The organism is Caulobacter sp. GW821-FHT10C03, from assembly GCF_059415485.1.
The window spans coordinates 53,985-69,169 of the sequence record NZ_JBWKNI010000008.1 but is presented as its reverse complement, the minus strand read 5'-3'; the positions used below and the strand labels follow the sequence as shown (position 1 = coordinate 69,169).

The following is a 15,185-nucleotide window of genomic DNA, read 5'->3' as shown; positions in this document are numbered from 1 at the left end:
AGACCGTGAATTGGGGGGATCAGTAGCGGGCGGTCATGCTGAGCTTCAGCGTGCGCCCGGGGGCCGGCTGGGCCGTGCGGGTCAGCGGGTCGGTGTAGTAGCGGTCATTGAGGTTCGTGCCGGTCAGCTCGAAGCGGATCTTCTCGTTGAGCTTGAAGTTGGCGTAGGCGTCGACGGTGACGATCTCGCCCCACAGGTAGGGCGTGTTCAGGCCCCAGCCGTCGACGCGGGTCGCCCGCGCGCCGCCGATGAAGCGATCGAGCTCGGGATTGTCGTAGGCGCTGTAGTAGACGCCTCTCACCCCCACCTCGAGACGCCGCTGGAGGAAGCGGGCGCCGAGGTTGAGATTGACCGTGTCGGTCGGCGTCGCCTGGGTCAGCAGGTAGCCGCCGACGAAGCCGTAGTTGACGCAGTCGGGCACGACGCCCGTGCTCGTGGCCTTCATAATCGCCGCTTCGGGATCGCAGACCTTGTTCTTGATCATGTGCGAGGCGCCGAGGTCGGCGAAGAACCGGCCGTTGTCGTAGCGGGCCTGCAGCTCGATCCCCTCGATCAGCTGCTTGTCGATATTGGTCAGCAGCAGCTGCGAGCCGCGCTCGATGACATTGCGGGTGTCGCTTCGGAACCAGGTCAGCTTGAAGTCGGCCCGCTGGCCTTCGGGCAGGTCGAGCAGGGCCGAGAGGTCATGGACATAGGCCGCCTCCCAGGTGCGGGCGTGTTCGGGCTTCAGCGGGCGGGTCGGGTCGGTCGAGGCCGAGAAGCCGATCGTGCTCTCGAACATGCTGGGGAAGCGGTAGGCCTCGGCGTAGCGGACATAGGCCCGCGCATTGGGCGTGAAGTTGAAGGTCGCCGAGACCACCGGCGTCAGGCCGTCGCCGCGCTTGGTCTCGGCGGTCAGGTTGACCGCTTCCTGGTTGCGCGAGGCCACGCAGTAGCCCGTGGCGTTGGCGACGCTGGTCAGGAAGCCGTTGACGCAGGGGTTGGTGGCGCGGGTGTAGCGGCCCTCGCTGTCGGGCAGCCAGGCGATGGTGTTGTTGACCGTGCGGCCGTTGACCAGGGTGCGATACAGCACCGAGCCGTCGGTGAAGACGTAGTTGGTGAACACCACGCCCTTGCCGATCTGCTCGGTCAGGAAGTCGTCGACCGCCCAGAAGTGCGAGTAACGCAGGCCGGCCGACAGGGTGATCTCGCTGACCGGCCGCCATTCGACCCGGGCGTGGAGATTGTACTCCTCACGGCGACCGGCGCGGGGGTACTGCCGCCAGCCATCGAACGTGCCGGCCCAGACGTCGGGCGAGGTCAGCTTCTCGTGCTGCCAGTCGCCGGCCAGGACGAGGTCGAGGCTCTGGGCAAGGCGCGTCTTGTTGCTGAGGCTCAGGCCGTAGCGGTCGTTCTTGGCGTTGGCCAGGGCGGTGTTCTTGAGGATCGGGCTGGCCGCGCTCTGCGCCCAGTTGGGAAAGCCGCCGGCCGAATAGGTGTGGCTGTTGGTGCGGGTCAGCCAGAGCGTGCTCTTCAGGTCGATCCACCGGCCGCCGGGCTTGTAGCGGTAGTCGAGATTGTAGGCGGTGGCGTGGACCTCGCTGAGCGGCCACTGCACCTTGCCCATGCCGTTCTCGCCGGACGAGACGATGCGCGAGGGCATGATCTCGCCATAGGTCGAGACGCTGTCGCGAACCCCGAACTCCAGAGTCTGATCGTCGCTGATCTTCCAGGCCAGCTTGCCCAGCCACGAGCTCATCTCGCTCGAAGTGTTGGGCACCTCATTGCCGGGCTCGTAGTTGAAGGCCAGGCGCTTGATCAGGTCCTGCGGGCCGGACGGCGTGGGCAGGTTGGTCTGGCTGTAATAGCCGGGCACGGTTTCGCCGGCGTAGTAGTTGCCGCGCTCGCGCCAGGCGTAGGCGACCAGCCATTCGACGTCGTCGGTGCGGCCGGCCACGGCCATGCGAGCGGCGCGATCGCCCAGCGACACGAGGTCGTTGTCGTTCGAGGTTCTGGGCGTCACCCGCAAGGAGGGGTCGGCGTAGGGGCTGCTGGGATAACCGGCGGTTCCGGTCGAGCCGGGGAACCCGGACACGTTGCGATAATCCTGGCCGGTCAGCAGGGTCGGCAGGCGCGGCTTGACCGAGTTGCCGCCGCCCTCGATGCGGACCTCGGCGCCGTAGCGCTCGCCCTCGCGCAGGATGTCGCCCGGCGACAGGGTGCTGATGACCACCGCCCCGCCGGTCGAGGTGTGGACGCCAGCCGTCAGGGACGGACCCTTCAGCACCTGCACGCCGCCGATCAGGCTGGGGTCGATGTAGCTGCGGTTGTTGGCGCCGTTGTAGCCGCGCCAGACCGTCAGAGCCTGTTCGCCGCCATCGATGATCACCGGAACGCGGCCTGGCCCTTCGATCCCGCGGACGCTGGGATCGAGCGCGCCGCTGTTGCGGGCGTCGCCGCTGAAGACGTTGACCATGCCCTTAAGCACGTCGGCGGGGCTGACGCCCTTGTAGCGCTCGACCACCGCCCGGCCGGCATAGGCGGACGAGCCGTCGAGGTCGTAGATTCCGTCATAGCCGAGAGCGTCGCGGGCGCTCAGCGTCTCGCCTTGCCCTACGGCGCCCTCCACCTGCAGGGCGTCGGTGACGACAGCGCCCTTGGACGCGCCCTGGACGGTCGGCGCGGCGTCCAGGGTGACGACGCCGGGCCTCGCCTCGCGCCAGGCGACGCCGCTGCCGGCCAGCAGGCGCGACAGGATCTCGCCCTGGCTGAAGCGGCCGCGCACGGCGGGCGAGCGGCGGCCGTAAGGCGCTTCGACAGCGTAGACGATCTGCACTTTGGTCTGCAGCGAGAACTGGGCCAGGGCCTGGGGGAGCGGCTGCGCCGGAATGTCCACCTCGTAGACGGCGGCTTCCTGGGCCGCGGCGGGAAGCGCGGCCAAGGCCAGAGGGCTGGCCGAGGCCAGGGCCAGACACAACGACAGTCGGCGCAGGCGCGGGAGGAGACCGGGGCGGAAAACAGGCGTCGTCATGTCGTGGGCGGATCTCGTCTGGCGGCCGCCCATTGTTGCGAGCGACACTCAATTGCATCTCAATGTTGATGAGACGAAACCAGGCGGCGAGATCCCCTAGCGTCCGCGCGCATTTTTTTGCGGAACGCCGAAACCGTTTCAGTGAACCGTTTCAGTAGAGCAGGATGAAATCGCCCAGTCGGGCCGTGCGCAGGCGCAGCGACGCCGCCAGGGCGTCGATGGCGTCGTCCGGTTCGGCGACATCGAAGACGCCCGACACCGGCTTGGCCGCCAGGGCCTGGCCACGCACGAACACCTTGCCCCGGCGATAGCGGCCGATCTCGTCGACCACCTCGGACAGCGGGCGGTGGTAGACGATCAGACGCCCCTGCCGCCAGGCGTCGACCGCCGCCGGATCCTCCAGGGCCAGAACCTGGGGCGCCGCGCCGTCCAGCCAGGCCCCCTGCCCCGCGCGCACCACGGCCGCGCCGTCACCGCGCGCAGGCTGGACCCGCACGGCCCCGCGCAGCACGCTGACCCGAGCCTTGTCGCCGTTCAGCCGCACGTCGAAGGCCGTGCCCAGCACCCGGGCGCTGCCGGCCCGGCTCTCGACCACGAACGGCCGGGCCGGATCATGGACGACGTCGAAGAAGGCCTCGCCCTTCACCAGCCGCACCCTGCGCCCTTCCGGACCATAACGGACGTCGAGCACCGCGCCGGTGTTCAGGGTCACTGCGCTGCCGTCGGCGAGCACATGGCGGCGCACCTCGCCGATCGGCGCGGTCAGATGATCGGGGTTCGGCGGCGCGATCGTCCTGACGGCCACGCCGCTTGCGACGGCCAGCACCAGGCAGGCGGCGATCGCCGTGGGGACCTGCCAGGCGCGGCGGCGCGGGCCCGCTGGCGCCGATCCCGATCGCCGGCGACGCGGCGAACTCGCGGGCGGCGTGGCGGCGAGCGCCATCAGGCCAAGGATGCGATCGGCTTCGTCCATGGCCTCGGCGCGGCCCTGGCCGTCCGCCAGCCATACCGCGTGTTCGGCCCGCGCGGCCTCGGCCGCGCCGTCGCGCAGCCGCAGCGTCCAATGCGCCGCCGCGTCGAACAGCGCCTCGTCATCGCCTTTGCCCCTGCCTTTGACCGTGTCGTTCATATGGACTTTCGGGTCCTCCCGATCACAGGACGAACCGGCGAGCGCCCTTCCCCTAGTCTCGTGCTCATGCATCGCCGCGGGCTTCCTTCAGGCGACGCCGGCAGTGGCTCATGGCCTTGGCCAGATGGTTCTCGACCGTGCGCGGCGAGATCCCCAGGCGATCGCCCACCTGCTGCATGGTCAGGTCCTGGCCGCGATAGAGCAGGATCACCTCGCGGCACTTGTCGGGCAGTTCGGCGATCGCCGCCTGGACGATGGCGATCTCCTGGCGGCCCGCCACCACCTGGAAGGCCGACGGCGCCTCGCTGCGGGCGTCCGCCGGCAGGTCGCCGGGCGTGATGCGGCGGGCCTGGGCCGAGGCCTGCCGCTGCCGGTCGACGACGAGGTTGGCGATGATCCGGCGCAGGTAGCTGAGCGGATTGCGCACCGCCCGGCCGTCGAAGTCCGGCGAACGAACGAGGTCGAAGAGCTTCAGCCAAGCGTCCTGCATGACGTCGTCGGCCAGGCTGGCCGACCGCGTCTTGCGAAGGGCGAAGCGCCGAAGCTCGTCGTAGTGGACTTCCAGCAGCCCCGGCAGGTCAGGCGTCGTTCCCCGCTCGCCCGTCAGCATGGCCCCACGCACCCGAAATCAATGAGAATGATTCTCAGAAACTTTCGTCGGTTTAGCGGGGGCCGCGCAGCACGTCAAAGGCCATCGTTCCCCGTAGGGCGAGCAGCCCGGGCGCCTACGCCAAAAGCCCGCCTCGCTACGGATTCCCATCAAGCCAATTCCGGTATTGGTCGATAGCGCCTTTGGCTTAGACCCCGACACGGCGGCTCACTACCGTCACCCTCAAGAAACGGCCTCCCGGCGTGCGGGACCAGGCCGTCGCTCGGAGAGGACTTCATGAGCCAGATGTCGCCGACGGACGTGGCCCGCCAGCTCGGCGGCGGCCTGCTGTCGTTTCCCGTCACGCATTTCGACGACCAGCACCGGTTCCTGGAAGCGCCCTATCGCGAGCACTGCGCCTGGATGCTGGACCACGAATTGGCCGGCCTTTTCGCCGCCGGCGGCACGGGCGAGTTCTTCTCGCTGCGTCCGGACGAGGTGGGCCAGGTCGTGCGGGCGGCGGTCGCCGAGACCGCCGGCAAGATCCCGGTCATCGCCGGCTGCGGCTACGGCACGGCGATCGCCGTCGATCTGGCGCGCGATGCGCAGGCGGCCGGCGCCGACGGCCTGCTACTGCTGCCGCCCTACCTGACCAACGCCACGCAGGAGGGCCTGGCCGGCCACATCGAGGCGGTCTGCAAGGCCACGGACCTGGGCGTCATCGTCTACAACCGCGACAACGCCATCATCAACGAGGACACCCTCGAGAAGCTGTGCGACCGCAATCCCAACCTGGTCGGCTTCAAGGACGGGGTCGGCGACCTGGAACTGATGATGCGGGTCTACGCCCGGATGGGCGACCGCCTGACCTATATCGGCGGCCTGCCGACGGCCGAGACCTTCGCCCTGCCCTATCTGGAGATGGGGGTGACGACCTATTCCTCGGCCATCTTCAACTTCCTCCCCGACTGGGCCCTGGCCTTCTACAAGGCCGTGCGCGCCCGCGACCGCGAGACGGTGATGACCGGCCTGCGCGACTTCGTGCTGCCCTACATCGCCTTGCGCAATCGCGGGAAGGGCTACGCGGTCTCGATCGTCAAGGCGGGCATGAAGGCCGTCGGCCGCGACGCCGGTCCGGTGCGCCAGCCCCTGACCGACCTTACCGACGCTGAGTTGGTCGAGCTCGAAACCCTGATCGCCCGCGTCCGGGGCTAGATCCTGAACGCGCTCGTTCCGCTCCGGCCGCCGGCCCTTCTTCCCGGGAAGAAGGCGCTGGCGATCGGCCCCAACGAACGTCTAGCCTCGCGACTCCAGGGTGTTGTCGACGGGCGCTTTCCGATGTTCGAACTGAGCCAGCTTCGCTGCTTCGTCGCTACCGCCGAAGAGCTGCATTTCGGCCGCGCCGCCCAGCGGCTGAACATGACCCAGCCGCCGCTGAGCCGGCAGGTGCAACTGCTGGAGCGGATTCTCGGCGTCACCCTGCTGGACCGCACCAGCCGCTCGGTGCGGCTGACCCCGGCCGGGCGCGCCTTCCTGCTGGAGGCCCGCCGCATCCTGCGCCTGGCCGAGAGCGCGGCCCTGGCCACGCGCCGCATCGCCAGCGGCGACGCCGGCCAGATCGCCATCGGCTTCACGGCTGTCTCCGGCTACAGCTTCCTGCCGCGCCTGGTGATCCTGTCCAACGCCCGCCTGCCCAACGCCGACCTGACCCTGCGCGAGATGGTCACCCGCGAGCAGGTGGAGGCCCTGCTGACCGGCCGCATCGACATCGGCCTGGTGCGCCCGCCGATGGACCGCGCCGAGTTCGCCACCGCCCGGGTGCTCAGTGAACCGCTGGTCGCTGCCCTGCCCAACGGCGACCCTCGCCTGGCCAAGGCCGGCCTGACCCTGGCCGACTTCGACGCCGGCCCGCTGATCATGTATTCGCCCGAAGGCGCGGGCTATTTCTACAACATGCTGACCACTCTGTTCGACGCCCACGGCGTGGCCCCGAACTACGTGCAGCACGTCACCCAGATCCACTCGATGCTGGCCCTGGTCCATGCGGGCCTGGGAGCGGCGATCGTGCCGGAGTCGGCCATGAGCCTGCACTTCGACGACGTGCAGTTCCGCCCCGTCGAGACCACGCCCGACCGGCCGGTCGAGCTCTACATGGCCTGGCGCAAGGACAACGAGAGCCCGATCCTCCAGACCTTCATCGACCTCTGCCTGGCCGAGGCCTCGCCGACGGAGACGGGCGAGCGCTGAGGCGCCGTCCCTCCCGTCGCGGGCGCACGGCCCAACGACAAAAGACGGGAGAAGACCCATGACCCTCGACCGCCGCGCCGTGCTGGGCGCAGCCGCCGCCGGACTCGCCGCGCCCCTGGCCGCCCCCCTGAAGGTCAACGCCGCCGGCCGCGCGGCGCCGGTGGCGACCACCACGGCCGGACGGGTGCGGGGCGTCGAGGTCGACGGGATCAAGGTGTTCAAGGGCGTGCGCTACGGCGCCGACACCGCGCCGCGCCGCTTCCAGCCGGCGCTGGCCGCCCAGCCCTGGAAGGGGATCGCAGACGCCCTGGCCTACGGCCCGGCCTCGCCGCAGACGAAGGCCGACGAACCGACCTCGGAGGACTGTCTGTTCCTCAATGTCTGGACGCCCGGCCTGGCCGACGGCCGCAAGCGGCCGGTGATGGTCTATGTCCACGGCGGGGCCCACGCGAACGGCTCGGGCTCCAGCCCGCTCTATGACGGGACTTGGCTGGCCAGGACCTACGACGTGGTGGTGGTGACGGTGAACCATCGCCTCAACGCCTTCGGCTACGCCTATCTGGCGCGGCTTGGCGGAGCGGAGCTGGCCGACAGCGGCAATGTCGGCAACCTCGACCTGATCCTGGCCCTGCAATGGGTGCGCGACAACATAGCCGCCTTCGGCGGAGACCCTGGCAATGTCATGACCTTCGGCCAGTCGGGCGGCGGGGCCAAGTGCGTCACCCTGATGGCCATGCCGCGGGCGGCGGGCCTCTACCACAAGGTCGCGACCATGAGCGGCCAGCACGTCACCGCCATGGGACCGATCCACGCCACGATCCGCGCCCGGGCCTTCATGGAAAAGCTGGGTCTGCGGCCCGACCAGACCGACGCCCTCAAGACCCTGCCCGCCGGCCAGCTGGTCGAGGCGCTGAAGATGCGCGATCCGTTGGAGCGCAAGGGATCGATCGTCTTCTGGTCGGTGCTGGATCACGGCGTTCTGCCGCGCCATCCGTTCTATCCGGACGCGCCGCGCGAGAGCGGCCACATCCCGATGATCATCGGCAACACCCACGACGAGACCAAGGCCTTCCTCGGCGGCGATCCGAAGAACTTCGCCCTGACCTGGGACCAGTTGCCGGGCAGGCTGGAGAACGAGCTGGTGCTCGACATGTCGCCCGAATACCTGGTCGGCCGCTATCGGGCGCTCTATCCGGCCGCCAGCCCCTCGGATCTGTTCTTCGCCATCACCACGGCCGGGCGCTCCTGGCCGGGGCATCTGATCCAGGCCGAGCAGCGGGCCAGGATCGGCGCGCCGGCCTGGATGTACCAGCTGGACTTCGGCGCCCAGACCGACCCGAAGATGGGCGCCTATCACAGCTACGACATCGCGCTGGTCTTCGGCACGCTGGATGCGCGGGGTTCGATGACGGGCACCGGGCCGGCGGCGATCAAGGTCCGCGACCAGATGAGCGCCGCCTTCGCCGCCTTCGCGCGGACGGGAGACCCCAACTGCGCGGCGATCCCTTCTTGGGAGCCCTACACCCTGCCCAAGCGGGCGACCCTGGTGGTCAATGAGACCTCGGCGATGGTCGATGATCCCCGCCGCGAGGAGCGGGAGATCTTCACCGTCGCGCCGTTCATGAAGGAAGGGACGTAAGGCCCTTCCTTCCGGAGGGGCTCAGGCCTTGCGGTCCCACGGAAAGCTCAGCGTCGGAGCGTTCACGTGCCGACGCATCTTCAGGGTCAGGCGCGCGCCGCTTCCCGGCGCCAGGCGCACCGTGAAGGCCGAGGCCTCGACCGGCGCGGCGGCCGCGTCGCCGATCGAGGCGCTGACAATCTGGTGCTCGGCATAGGCGCCGCCCTGCACGGTGAGGCGGCGGCCGGCAACCTGGTTCAGGTTCACCAGGGTGACCACCGTCTCGTCGTCGCTCAGCTTTTCCACCAAGGCGGCCACGTCTTCCGGCACGCCAGCCCGGCGGCGATCGGGGTCGAAGTAGCGCAGGCGCACGTAGTGCAGCGCCCCGCCCTGGGCCGGCGAGGTCTTCGACCACGGCGGCCGGGCGATGTGGATGCCGCCCTCCATCAGGTGGATGAGGGCCGTGACGCTGGCCGGGTTGATGTCGAGCGTCGCATCGGCCAGGCGGGTGTCGGGGGTGGACGTGTCGTCCCGCCTCGCCTGGGCGCGGGCCCGCACCCGTTCGAGGTCGGCGCGCAGGGTCTTGGCGGGAAACGAAGGGTCCTTGCCGTCCAGCCAGTCGAGCCAGGGATGGGCCGCCGCGCGGGCGCGGTCCGAGCCCTTCATCGAGAGGTACCAGATCTCCAGCCCGTTCAGCTGGTGCTCGCCCGGCGCGTAGGCGTACCAGCCCTTGGGACCGTGCATGCGCGGGGTCGAGACCTTGCCGTCCACCACCTTCTTCTGGGCGTTGATGACGTCGGTCTGCCGGCGCCAGACGTCGAGATACTTGTCGTCGCCGGTCAGCAGATAGGCGTTCATGAAGCCGACGACGGCGCGGGGCGTGCGGTTGCGGTCCTCGCGCTTGCCGGTCTGGGGCACGACGGGGCTGAAGCCCCAGCCATAGACCCCGCTCCACCATTGGCCCTTGGGGCCGCCGATCCTGCCGTCGAGGCCGACCTTGCTGGGGATGACGTCGCCATTGGCCCGCGCTCGCGCGATCCAGCCGTCGACATAGGTCAGGATCCAGTCGCGATACCGGGGCTCGTGGTCGAGCATGTAGGCGTTCATCACCAGGCTGGTGGCCTGCAGGTTCAGCGGGCTGTCGCCGACCACGTCGCCATATTCGTCGTAGTGGCGCAGGGTCTCCTCGTAGGAGCGCTCGCCGTGCTCCATGTAGAAGTGCGTCACGTCGAAGGGATCGCCGGCCCAGTCGAGCGGCGTGGCCTGACGCAGCATCGGACCCCGGCTGCCGGTGATCATGCTGCGGATGATGTTGAGCTTGGGGTCGTAGTTCGGCGTGGTCGGGTCCGCGCCGGTGTAGAAGCCCGAGAACCGCCTGGCCCGTTCGCGGAAGCGCGGATCGTTGGGCGCCGACAGCCCCATCAGGTTGAACACCGACAGCCCCTCGGAAAGGTGCTGCCAGTCGCTCATGACCGGGAATTCCTTGTAGTACATGCCTTCGCGGGCGAACGGCACGTCCTTGGTCCTGGCCGCCGTGTACTGGCGGACATTGCCCTCGAAGGCCTTCTGGGCCAGCTCCAGCACCCGGTCGCCGGCGCCCAGGGCGTGCAGGGTCGGCCAGTCGTTGACGTTCTCGATGGCGTCGTCGGGGCCGTCGTTGGCGCCCCAGCGCTCATAGGCGAGCAGGTAGCCGCGGTCGTCGAAATAGCGGGCGAAGAAGGCCTCGCAGGCCTCTTCGTTGGCCTTCAGCAGTTCGCGTTGCAGCAGGGCCCATTCGGGCGCGGCCATCGGCGTCGCGATCTCGAGCGCGGTCGGGGAAGCGACGGCCCGGGCGAGACCGGCGAGAGCCAGGGCCGAGGCGCCGGCCAGGACGTGGCGTCGTGAAAGCATCGATCAGGCCGCCTTCAGCTGCAGGCGCTGGATCTTGCCGACGATCAGGAAGTAGGCCAGCACGGCGATCAGGCAGTGGGCGCCGACGAAGATCAGGGCGCCGTCGAACGAGCCCGTGGCCTGGACGATGTAGCCGATGACGATCGGGGTCACGATGCCGGCCGCATTACCGAAGGTGTTGAACACTCCGCCGGTGACGCCGGCCATCTCCTTGGGCGAGGTGTCCGACACCACCGCCCAGCCCAGCGACGCTACACCCTTGCCGAAGAAGGCCGCGGCCATGATCACGATGACCAGCCACTCCTGTTCGACGTAGTTGCAGATGACGATGCAGGTGGCGAGGATCATCCCCAGCAGCAGCGGCGTCTTGCGGGCGATGTCGAGATTGCCGGTGCGCTTGAGCAGGTGGTCCGAGATCATCCCCCCCAGCAGGCCGCCGGCGAAGCCGCAGAGGGCCGGCAGGGCGGCGGTGAACCCGGCCTGCAGGATCGAAAGCCCCCGCGCCTTGACCAGGTAGATCGGAAACCAGGTGACGAAGAAGTAGGTCAGCACGTTGATGCAGTACTGGCCCACATAGACGCCCAGCAGCATGCGGCTGGTCAGCACCTGCTTGACGTTGGCCCAGGTGAAGGCCGCGCCGGCGCCTGCGGTCTTGTCCTCCATCCGCACCAGGCCGCCGCCGGCCTCGATGTAGTCGAACTCGGCCTTGCTGATCGCCGGATGCTCGACCGGGCTGTGGATCAGCTTGACGAAGAAGAAGGCCGCGACGATGCCGACCGCGCCCATGACCAGGAACACCGAGCGCCAGCCGAAGCTGTGGGCCAGCCAGCCCATCAGCGGGGCGAAGGCGACCAGCGAGAAGTACTGCGCCGAGTTGAAGATCGCCGAGGCCGTGCCGCGTTCGGAGCCCGGGAACCAGGCGGCGACGATGCGGGCGTTGGCGGGGAAGGACGGCGACTCCGCCAGCCCGACCAGGAAGCGCATGGCGAACAGGGCCGCCGCGGCCGCGAAGCCGGTGAAGATCCCGGCGAAGCCCTGCAGCAGGGTGAAGAACGACCAGAGCACGAGGGCGGCCGTATAGATCTTCTTCGAGCCGAACCGATCCAGCAGCGCCCCGCCCGGGATCTGGCCCAGGACGTAGGCCCAGGCGAAGGCCGACATGATGTAGCCCATGGCCACGGCGTCGAGGCCCAGTTCCTTCGACGCCGACTGGCCGGCGATCGAGAAGGTGGCGCGGTCGGCGTAGTTGATCGTCGTGATGATGAAGAGCGTCGCGATGATCAGCCAGCGCACGCGCGTGCGCCTGGTGGATTCGGTCATGGACGCTCTCCCTGGGTCGCCGATCTGTCGTCGGCATCGTTCAGGGAAGGCTAGAGGGCGTCGCGGCGCAGGTCTAAGTCAATTCGCCTATGGACCGATCCACGGGCGACATGGATCGAACCGCGGTACGCATCGAAACCCAAGGGAATCAACAGGCCGGTCGCACGCCTCTCGCCGAGCGCCCTTGCGGAACCCCGCCGATCTGTGCCGAACGCGCATAGGTTCATACCCGATTGGGATTGGCCCTCTGCTCGAACCCGTCCCTATGGTTCAGCCAACGAAGGAGCGGTCCGCCGCTCCCCAAAGCGACCCGCGAAGACGGGCATCGGGAGGGACCATGACGTCCAACAGGAATCCGCGCCTTCGCGCCGTGCTCGGCGCCAGCGCTTCGGCCTTCACGCTGCTGGCCGCCGCTCACGCCGCCGCCCAGGAAGCCCCCGCCCCGCCTCCGGCCCAGCCGGCTTCCGACGAGGTCGAGGCCATCGTCGTAACCGGCTTCCGCGCCAGCCTGCAGAGCGCCATCAATCTCAAGCGCAACGAAAGCGGCGTCGTCGACGCCATCAAGGCCGAGGACATCGCCCAGTTCCCCGACCTGAACCTGGCCGAGTCGCTGCAGCGCATCCCGGGCGTGTCGATCTCGCGCATCAACGGCGAAGGTCGCCAGATCACCGTGCGGGGCCTGGGCTCGGAATACACCCGCGTTCGCATCAACGGCATGGAGGCCATCTCCACCACCGGCGGCACGGCCAACAGCGGCGGCACCAACCGCGGTCGCGGCTTCGACTTCAACGTCTTCGCCTCGGATCTCTTCAACAGCATCGCCGTGCGCAAGACCGCCTCGGCCGACGTCGAGGAAGGCTCGCTGGGCGCCACGGTCGACCTGACCACGGCCCGCGCCTTCGACAGCCGCAAGCCCCAGCTCGTGCTGTCGGCCGGCGCCAGCTACAACGACCTGTCGGAAAAGACGACGCCCCGCGTCTCGGTCCTGGCCAGCAACACCTTCTTCGACGGCAAGGTCGGCGCCCTGATCTCGGTCGCCTACGAGGAGCGCCATCTGAAGGAAGAAGGCGCCAACATCACCCGCTGGGCCACCGGCGCCAGCAACGGCGGCTTCAACAGCGCCTCGACCGTGCCGGGCTACACCATCGCCCAGATCAACAGCGCCAACCTCTTCGCCCCGCGCATCCCGGCCTATGTCAGCTACGATATCGAGTCCAAGCGCCTCGGCGTGGCCGGCTCGCTGCAGTACAAGCCGACCTCCGACACCCAGGTCACGCTCGACGCCCTCTACGCCTACCTGGCCGGCACGCGGAAGGAGGCCCAGCTGCAGGCCATCGGCCTATCGCGGGCCAACACCGGCAAGCCGCAGACCATCATCCGCGACGGCGTCGTCGAGAACGGCAACCTGGTCTACGCCCGGATGGACAATGTCGATCTGCGCACCCAGTCGGCCTATGACGAGCTGAACACCGAGTTCAAGCAGTTCACCCTGTCGGCCACCCACGACTTCAACGAGCGCCTGCGGATCGGCGGCCTGGCCGGCTATTCGGACTCGACCTTCACCCAGCCGGTCTCGACCATCGTCACCTTCGACCGGGCCAACAGCCAGAACTACGTCTACGACTTCCGCAAGGGCCGGGCTCCACAGATCCTGCTGGGCTTCGACCCGACCGACCCGACCAGCTGGGCCTCGACCAACGGCACCTCGGAAGTGCGCATCCGCCCGCAGTTCGTCGAGAACCAGTTCTCGACCGCCAAGGTCTATGGCGAGTGGGACCTCAACGACAATCTGCGCCTCAAGGCCGGCGTCGACTGGCGCAAGTTCGAGTACGACAGCTATGGCCAGTACCGGACCAGCGAGACCGTGGTCCAGACCCTGACCCCGGCCCAGCTGGCCTCGGTGTCGAAGGTGTTCAGCGGCTTTGGCCGCAACATGGACCTGCCGGCCGGCAACTTCACCAGCTGGCTGGTGCCCGACATCGACAAGTACGCCGCCCTGCTGAACATCTACAGCAACAGCGGCATCTACGCCCTGACCGACACCAACAACAGCAGCGCCCGCGGCCAGTACGGCGCGGTCGAGGAGCAGGACACCGGCGCCTACGTCCAGGCCGAGTTCAAGTTCAACGCCTTCGGCCTGCCGTTCCGCGGCGACGCCGGCGTGCGGCGGGTGCACACCCAGCAGGAGTCGGCAGGCTATGCGGCGGTCAGCGGCGCGATCCAGCGCGTCGAGGTCAAGCGCGACTACGACCTGACCCTGCCCTCGTTCAACCTGGCCGCCGACGTCAGCGACACCATCGTGGCCCGCGTCAGCGCCGCCCAGACCATCGCCCGCCCGGGCATCGGCTCGCTGTCGCCCGGCGGCGACGTGGCCGTGCAGGGCGCCAACCGCACCTACAGCTCGGGCAACCCGTACCTGACCCCGACCAAGTCGGACAATCTGGACTTCTCGCTGGAATGGTACCCCTCGCAGGGGGCGATGCTGGCGGTGGGCCTGTTCTACAAGCGCATCGACACCTTCGTGGCCACCCTGCGCCGCGAGGCCGTCTACAACACCCTGGGCCTGCCGGACTCGCTGCTGACCGGCACCGGCGCAACCTCTTCGGAAGTGTTCCAGGTCACCCAGCCGGTGAACAGCGACGGCGGCGACCTGAAGGGCTTCGAGATCAATCTCCAGCAGCCCTTCACCTTCCTGCCCGGCTTCTGGCGTCACTTCGGCGTGGTGGCCAACTACACCTATGTCGACTCCCAGATCGAGTACCTGACCTCGACCACGCCCGGCGCTCCGACCGTCAACGCCACCCTGGTGGGCCTGTCGAAGAACGCCGCCAACCTGACCCTCTACTACGAGACCGAGAAGTGGAGCGTGCGCGGCTCGCTGGCCTATCGCGACGGCTACCTGACCCAGGTGCCCGGCAGCGACGGCAACACCGTCCAGGGCACCAACGAGACCCTGAACGTCGACCTCCAGGCCAGCTGGAACATCCGCGACAACCTCAAGCTCTCGCTCGAAGGCGTGAACCTGACCGACGAGTTCAACGACCAGTACGTTGGCGATAGCAACCGGCTGAACGTCTACACCCACAGCGGTCGCCAGTTCCTGGTGGGCCTGCGGTACAACTTCTAGGCGCGACCTACCTCCCCCCGGCGCCTAGGCAGCCCGCGTCGCTCTCCTTCCAGGGCGGCGCGGGTTTTCTTTTCGGGAAGGGAGAGGCGTTCGCGAAAGCTTTGGTCGAAGACTTCAATCCGACGCGCAAAGCGCGCGACTGCGGAAACTCCATCTCTCGGGGCCATTTGAGGGCGTGGCTGGTAGGCCGCATCAAAATGGCGTCTGCAGCTTGGCCCGGGGGGGTCAGGACTGCATAGAAGGGGTCTGGGCCGA

At 68.5% G+C, this 15,185-nt stretch carries 9 protein-coding genes; 4 read left to right on the top strand and 5 right to left on the bottom strand.

All coding sequences use genetic code 11. The features are described 5' to 3' along the window. Positions 1-19: 19 nt before the first annotated feature. From AC07NG_RS12745 to AC07NG_RS12735, 3 genes are all read right to left on the bottom strand, one after another. Positions 20-3,010: a TonB-dependent receptor gene (locus AC07NG_RS12745; RefSeq protein ID WP_494594374.1), complete on the bottom strand. Its 2,991-nt coding sequence runs from the start codon at positions 3,008-3,010 to the stop codon at positions 20-22. Between the two features lie 151 nt (positions 3,011-3,161). Further along, positions 3,162-4,139: a FecR family protein gene (locus tag AC07NG_RS12740; RefSeq protein ID WP_494594373.1), complete on the bottom strand. Its 978-nt coding sequence runs from the start codon at positions 4,137-4,139 to the stop codon at positions 3,162-3,164. Between the two features lie 64 nt (positions 4,140-4,203). Next, complete coding sequence (locus tag AC07NG_RS12735; protein WP_494594372.1) at positions 4,204-4,749, bottom strand: RNA polymerase sigma factor; 546 nt, start codon at positions 4,747-4,749, stop codon at positions 4,204-4,206. Between the two features lie 276 nt (positions 4,750-5,025). Here AC07NG_RS12735 and kdgD point away from each other — a divergent pair, with 276 nt between their 5' ends. From kdgD to AC07NG_RS12720, 3 genes are all read left to right on the top strand, one after another. After that, positions 5,026-5,943: a 5-dehydro-4-deoxyglucarate dehydratase gene (gene kdgD / locus AC07NG_RS12730; RefSeq protein WP_494594371.1), complete on the top strand. Its 918-nt coding sequence runs from the start codon at positions 5,026-5,028 to the stop codon at positions 5,941-5,943. A gap of 123 nt (positions 5,944-6,066) precedes the next feature. Then, positions 6,067-6,975 (top strand): LysR substrate-binding domain-containing protein, encoded by a 909-nt coding sequence (locus AC07NG_RS12725; RefSeq protein ID WP_494594370.1) that lies wholly within the window; start codon positions 6,067-6,069, stop codon positions 6,973-6,975. A 58-nt stretch (positions 6,976-7,033) separates the two neighbouring features. After that, entirely contained in the window at positions 7,034-8,614 is a 1,581-nt protein-coding gene (locus AC07NG_RS12720) for a carboxylesterase/lipase family protein (RefSeq protein ID WP_494594369.1), read from the top strand. A 21-nt stretch (positions 8,615-8,635) separates the two neighbouring features. Here AC07NG_RS12720 and AC07NG_RS12715 read toward each other — a convergent pair whose 3' ends face one another. Beyond that, a complete protein-coding gene (locus AC07NG_RS12715; protein WP_494594368.1) occupies positions 8,636-10,483 on the bottom strand; it encodes a DUF8034 domain-containing protein in 1,848 nt (615 codons plus the stop codon). Positions 10,484-10,486: 3 nt separating this feature from the next. Then, positions 10,487-11,803 carry an MFS transporter gene (locus AC07NG_RS12710; RefSeq protein WP_494594367.1) on the bottom strand — a complete coding sequence of 439 codons (1,317 nt, stop codon included), beginning with the start codon at positions 11,801-11,803 and terminating at the stop codon, positions 10,487-10,489. Between the two features lie 337 nt (positions 11,804-12,140). Here AC07NG_RS12710 and AC07NG_RS12705 point away from each other — a divergent pair, with 337 nt between their 5' ends. Continuing rightward, entirely contained in the window at positions 12,141-14,930 is a 2,790-nt protein-coding gene (locus AC07NG_RS12705; protein ID WP_494594366.1) for a TonB-dependent receptor, read from the top strand. The last annotated feature ends 255 nt before the right edge of the window (positions 14,931-15,185 follow it).

What these genes read in the sequence shown, in the direction of transcription:
- AC07NG_RS12705 (WP_494594366.1), top strand. Translation starts at nt 12,141, where the DNA reads ATGACGTCCAACAGGAATCCGCGCCTTCGCGCCGTGCTCGGCGCCAGC.
- AC07NG_RS12715 (WP_494594368.1), bottom strand. Translation starts at nt 10,483, where the DNA reads ATGCTTTCACGACGCCACGTCCTGGCCGGCGCCTCGGCCCTGGCTCTC.
- AC07NG_RS12735 (WP_494594372.1), bottom strand. Translation starts at nt 4,749, where the DNA reads ATGCTGACGGGCGAGCGGGGAACGACGCCTGACCTGCCGGGGCTGCTG.
- AC07NG_RS12710 (WP_494594367.1), bottom strand. Translation starts at nt 11,803, where the DNA reads ATGACCGAATCCACCAGGCGCACGCGCGTGCGCTGGCTGATCATCGCG.
- kdgD (WP_494594371.1), top strand. Translation starts at nt 5,026, where the DNA reads ATGAGCCAGATGTCGCCGACGGACGTGGCCCGCCAGCTCGGCGGCGGC.
- AC07NG_RS12725 (WP_494594370.1), top strand. Translation starts at nt 6,067, where the DNA reads ATGTTCGAACTGAGCCAGCTTCGCTGCTTCGTCGCTACCGCCGAAGAG.
- AC07NG_RS12745 (WP_494594374.1), bottom strand. Translation starts at nt 3,010, where the DNA reads ATGACGACGCCTGTTTTCCGCCCCGGTCTCCTCCCGCGCCTGCGCCGA.
- AC07NG_RS12740 (WP_494594373.1), bottom strand. Translation starts at nt 4,139, where the DNA reads ATGAACGACACGGTCAAAGGCAGGGGCAAAGGCGATGACGAGGCGCTG.
- AC07NG_RS12720 (WP_494594369.1), top strand. Translation starts at nt 7,034, where the DNA reads ATGACCCTCGACCGCCGCGCCGTGCTGGGCGCAGCCGCCGCCGGACTC.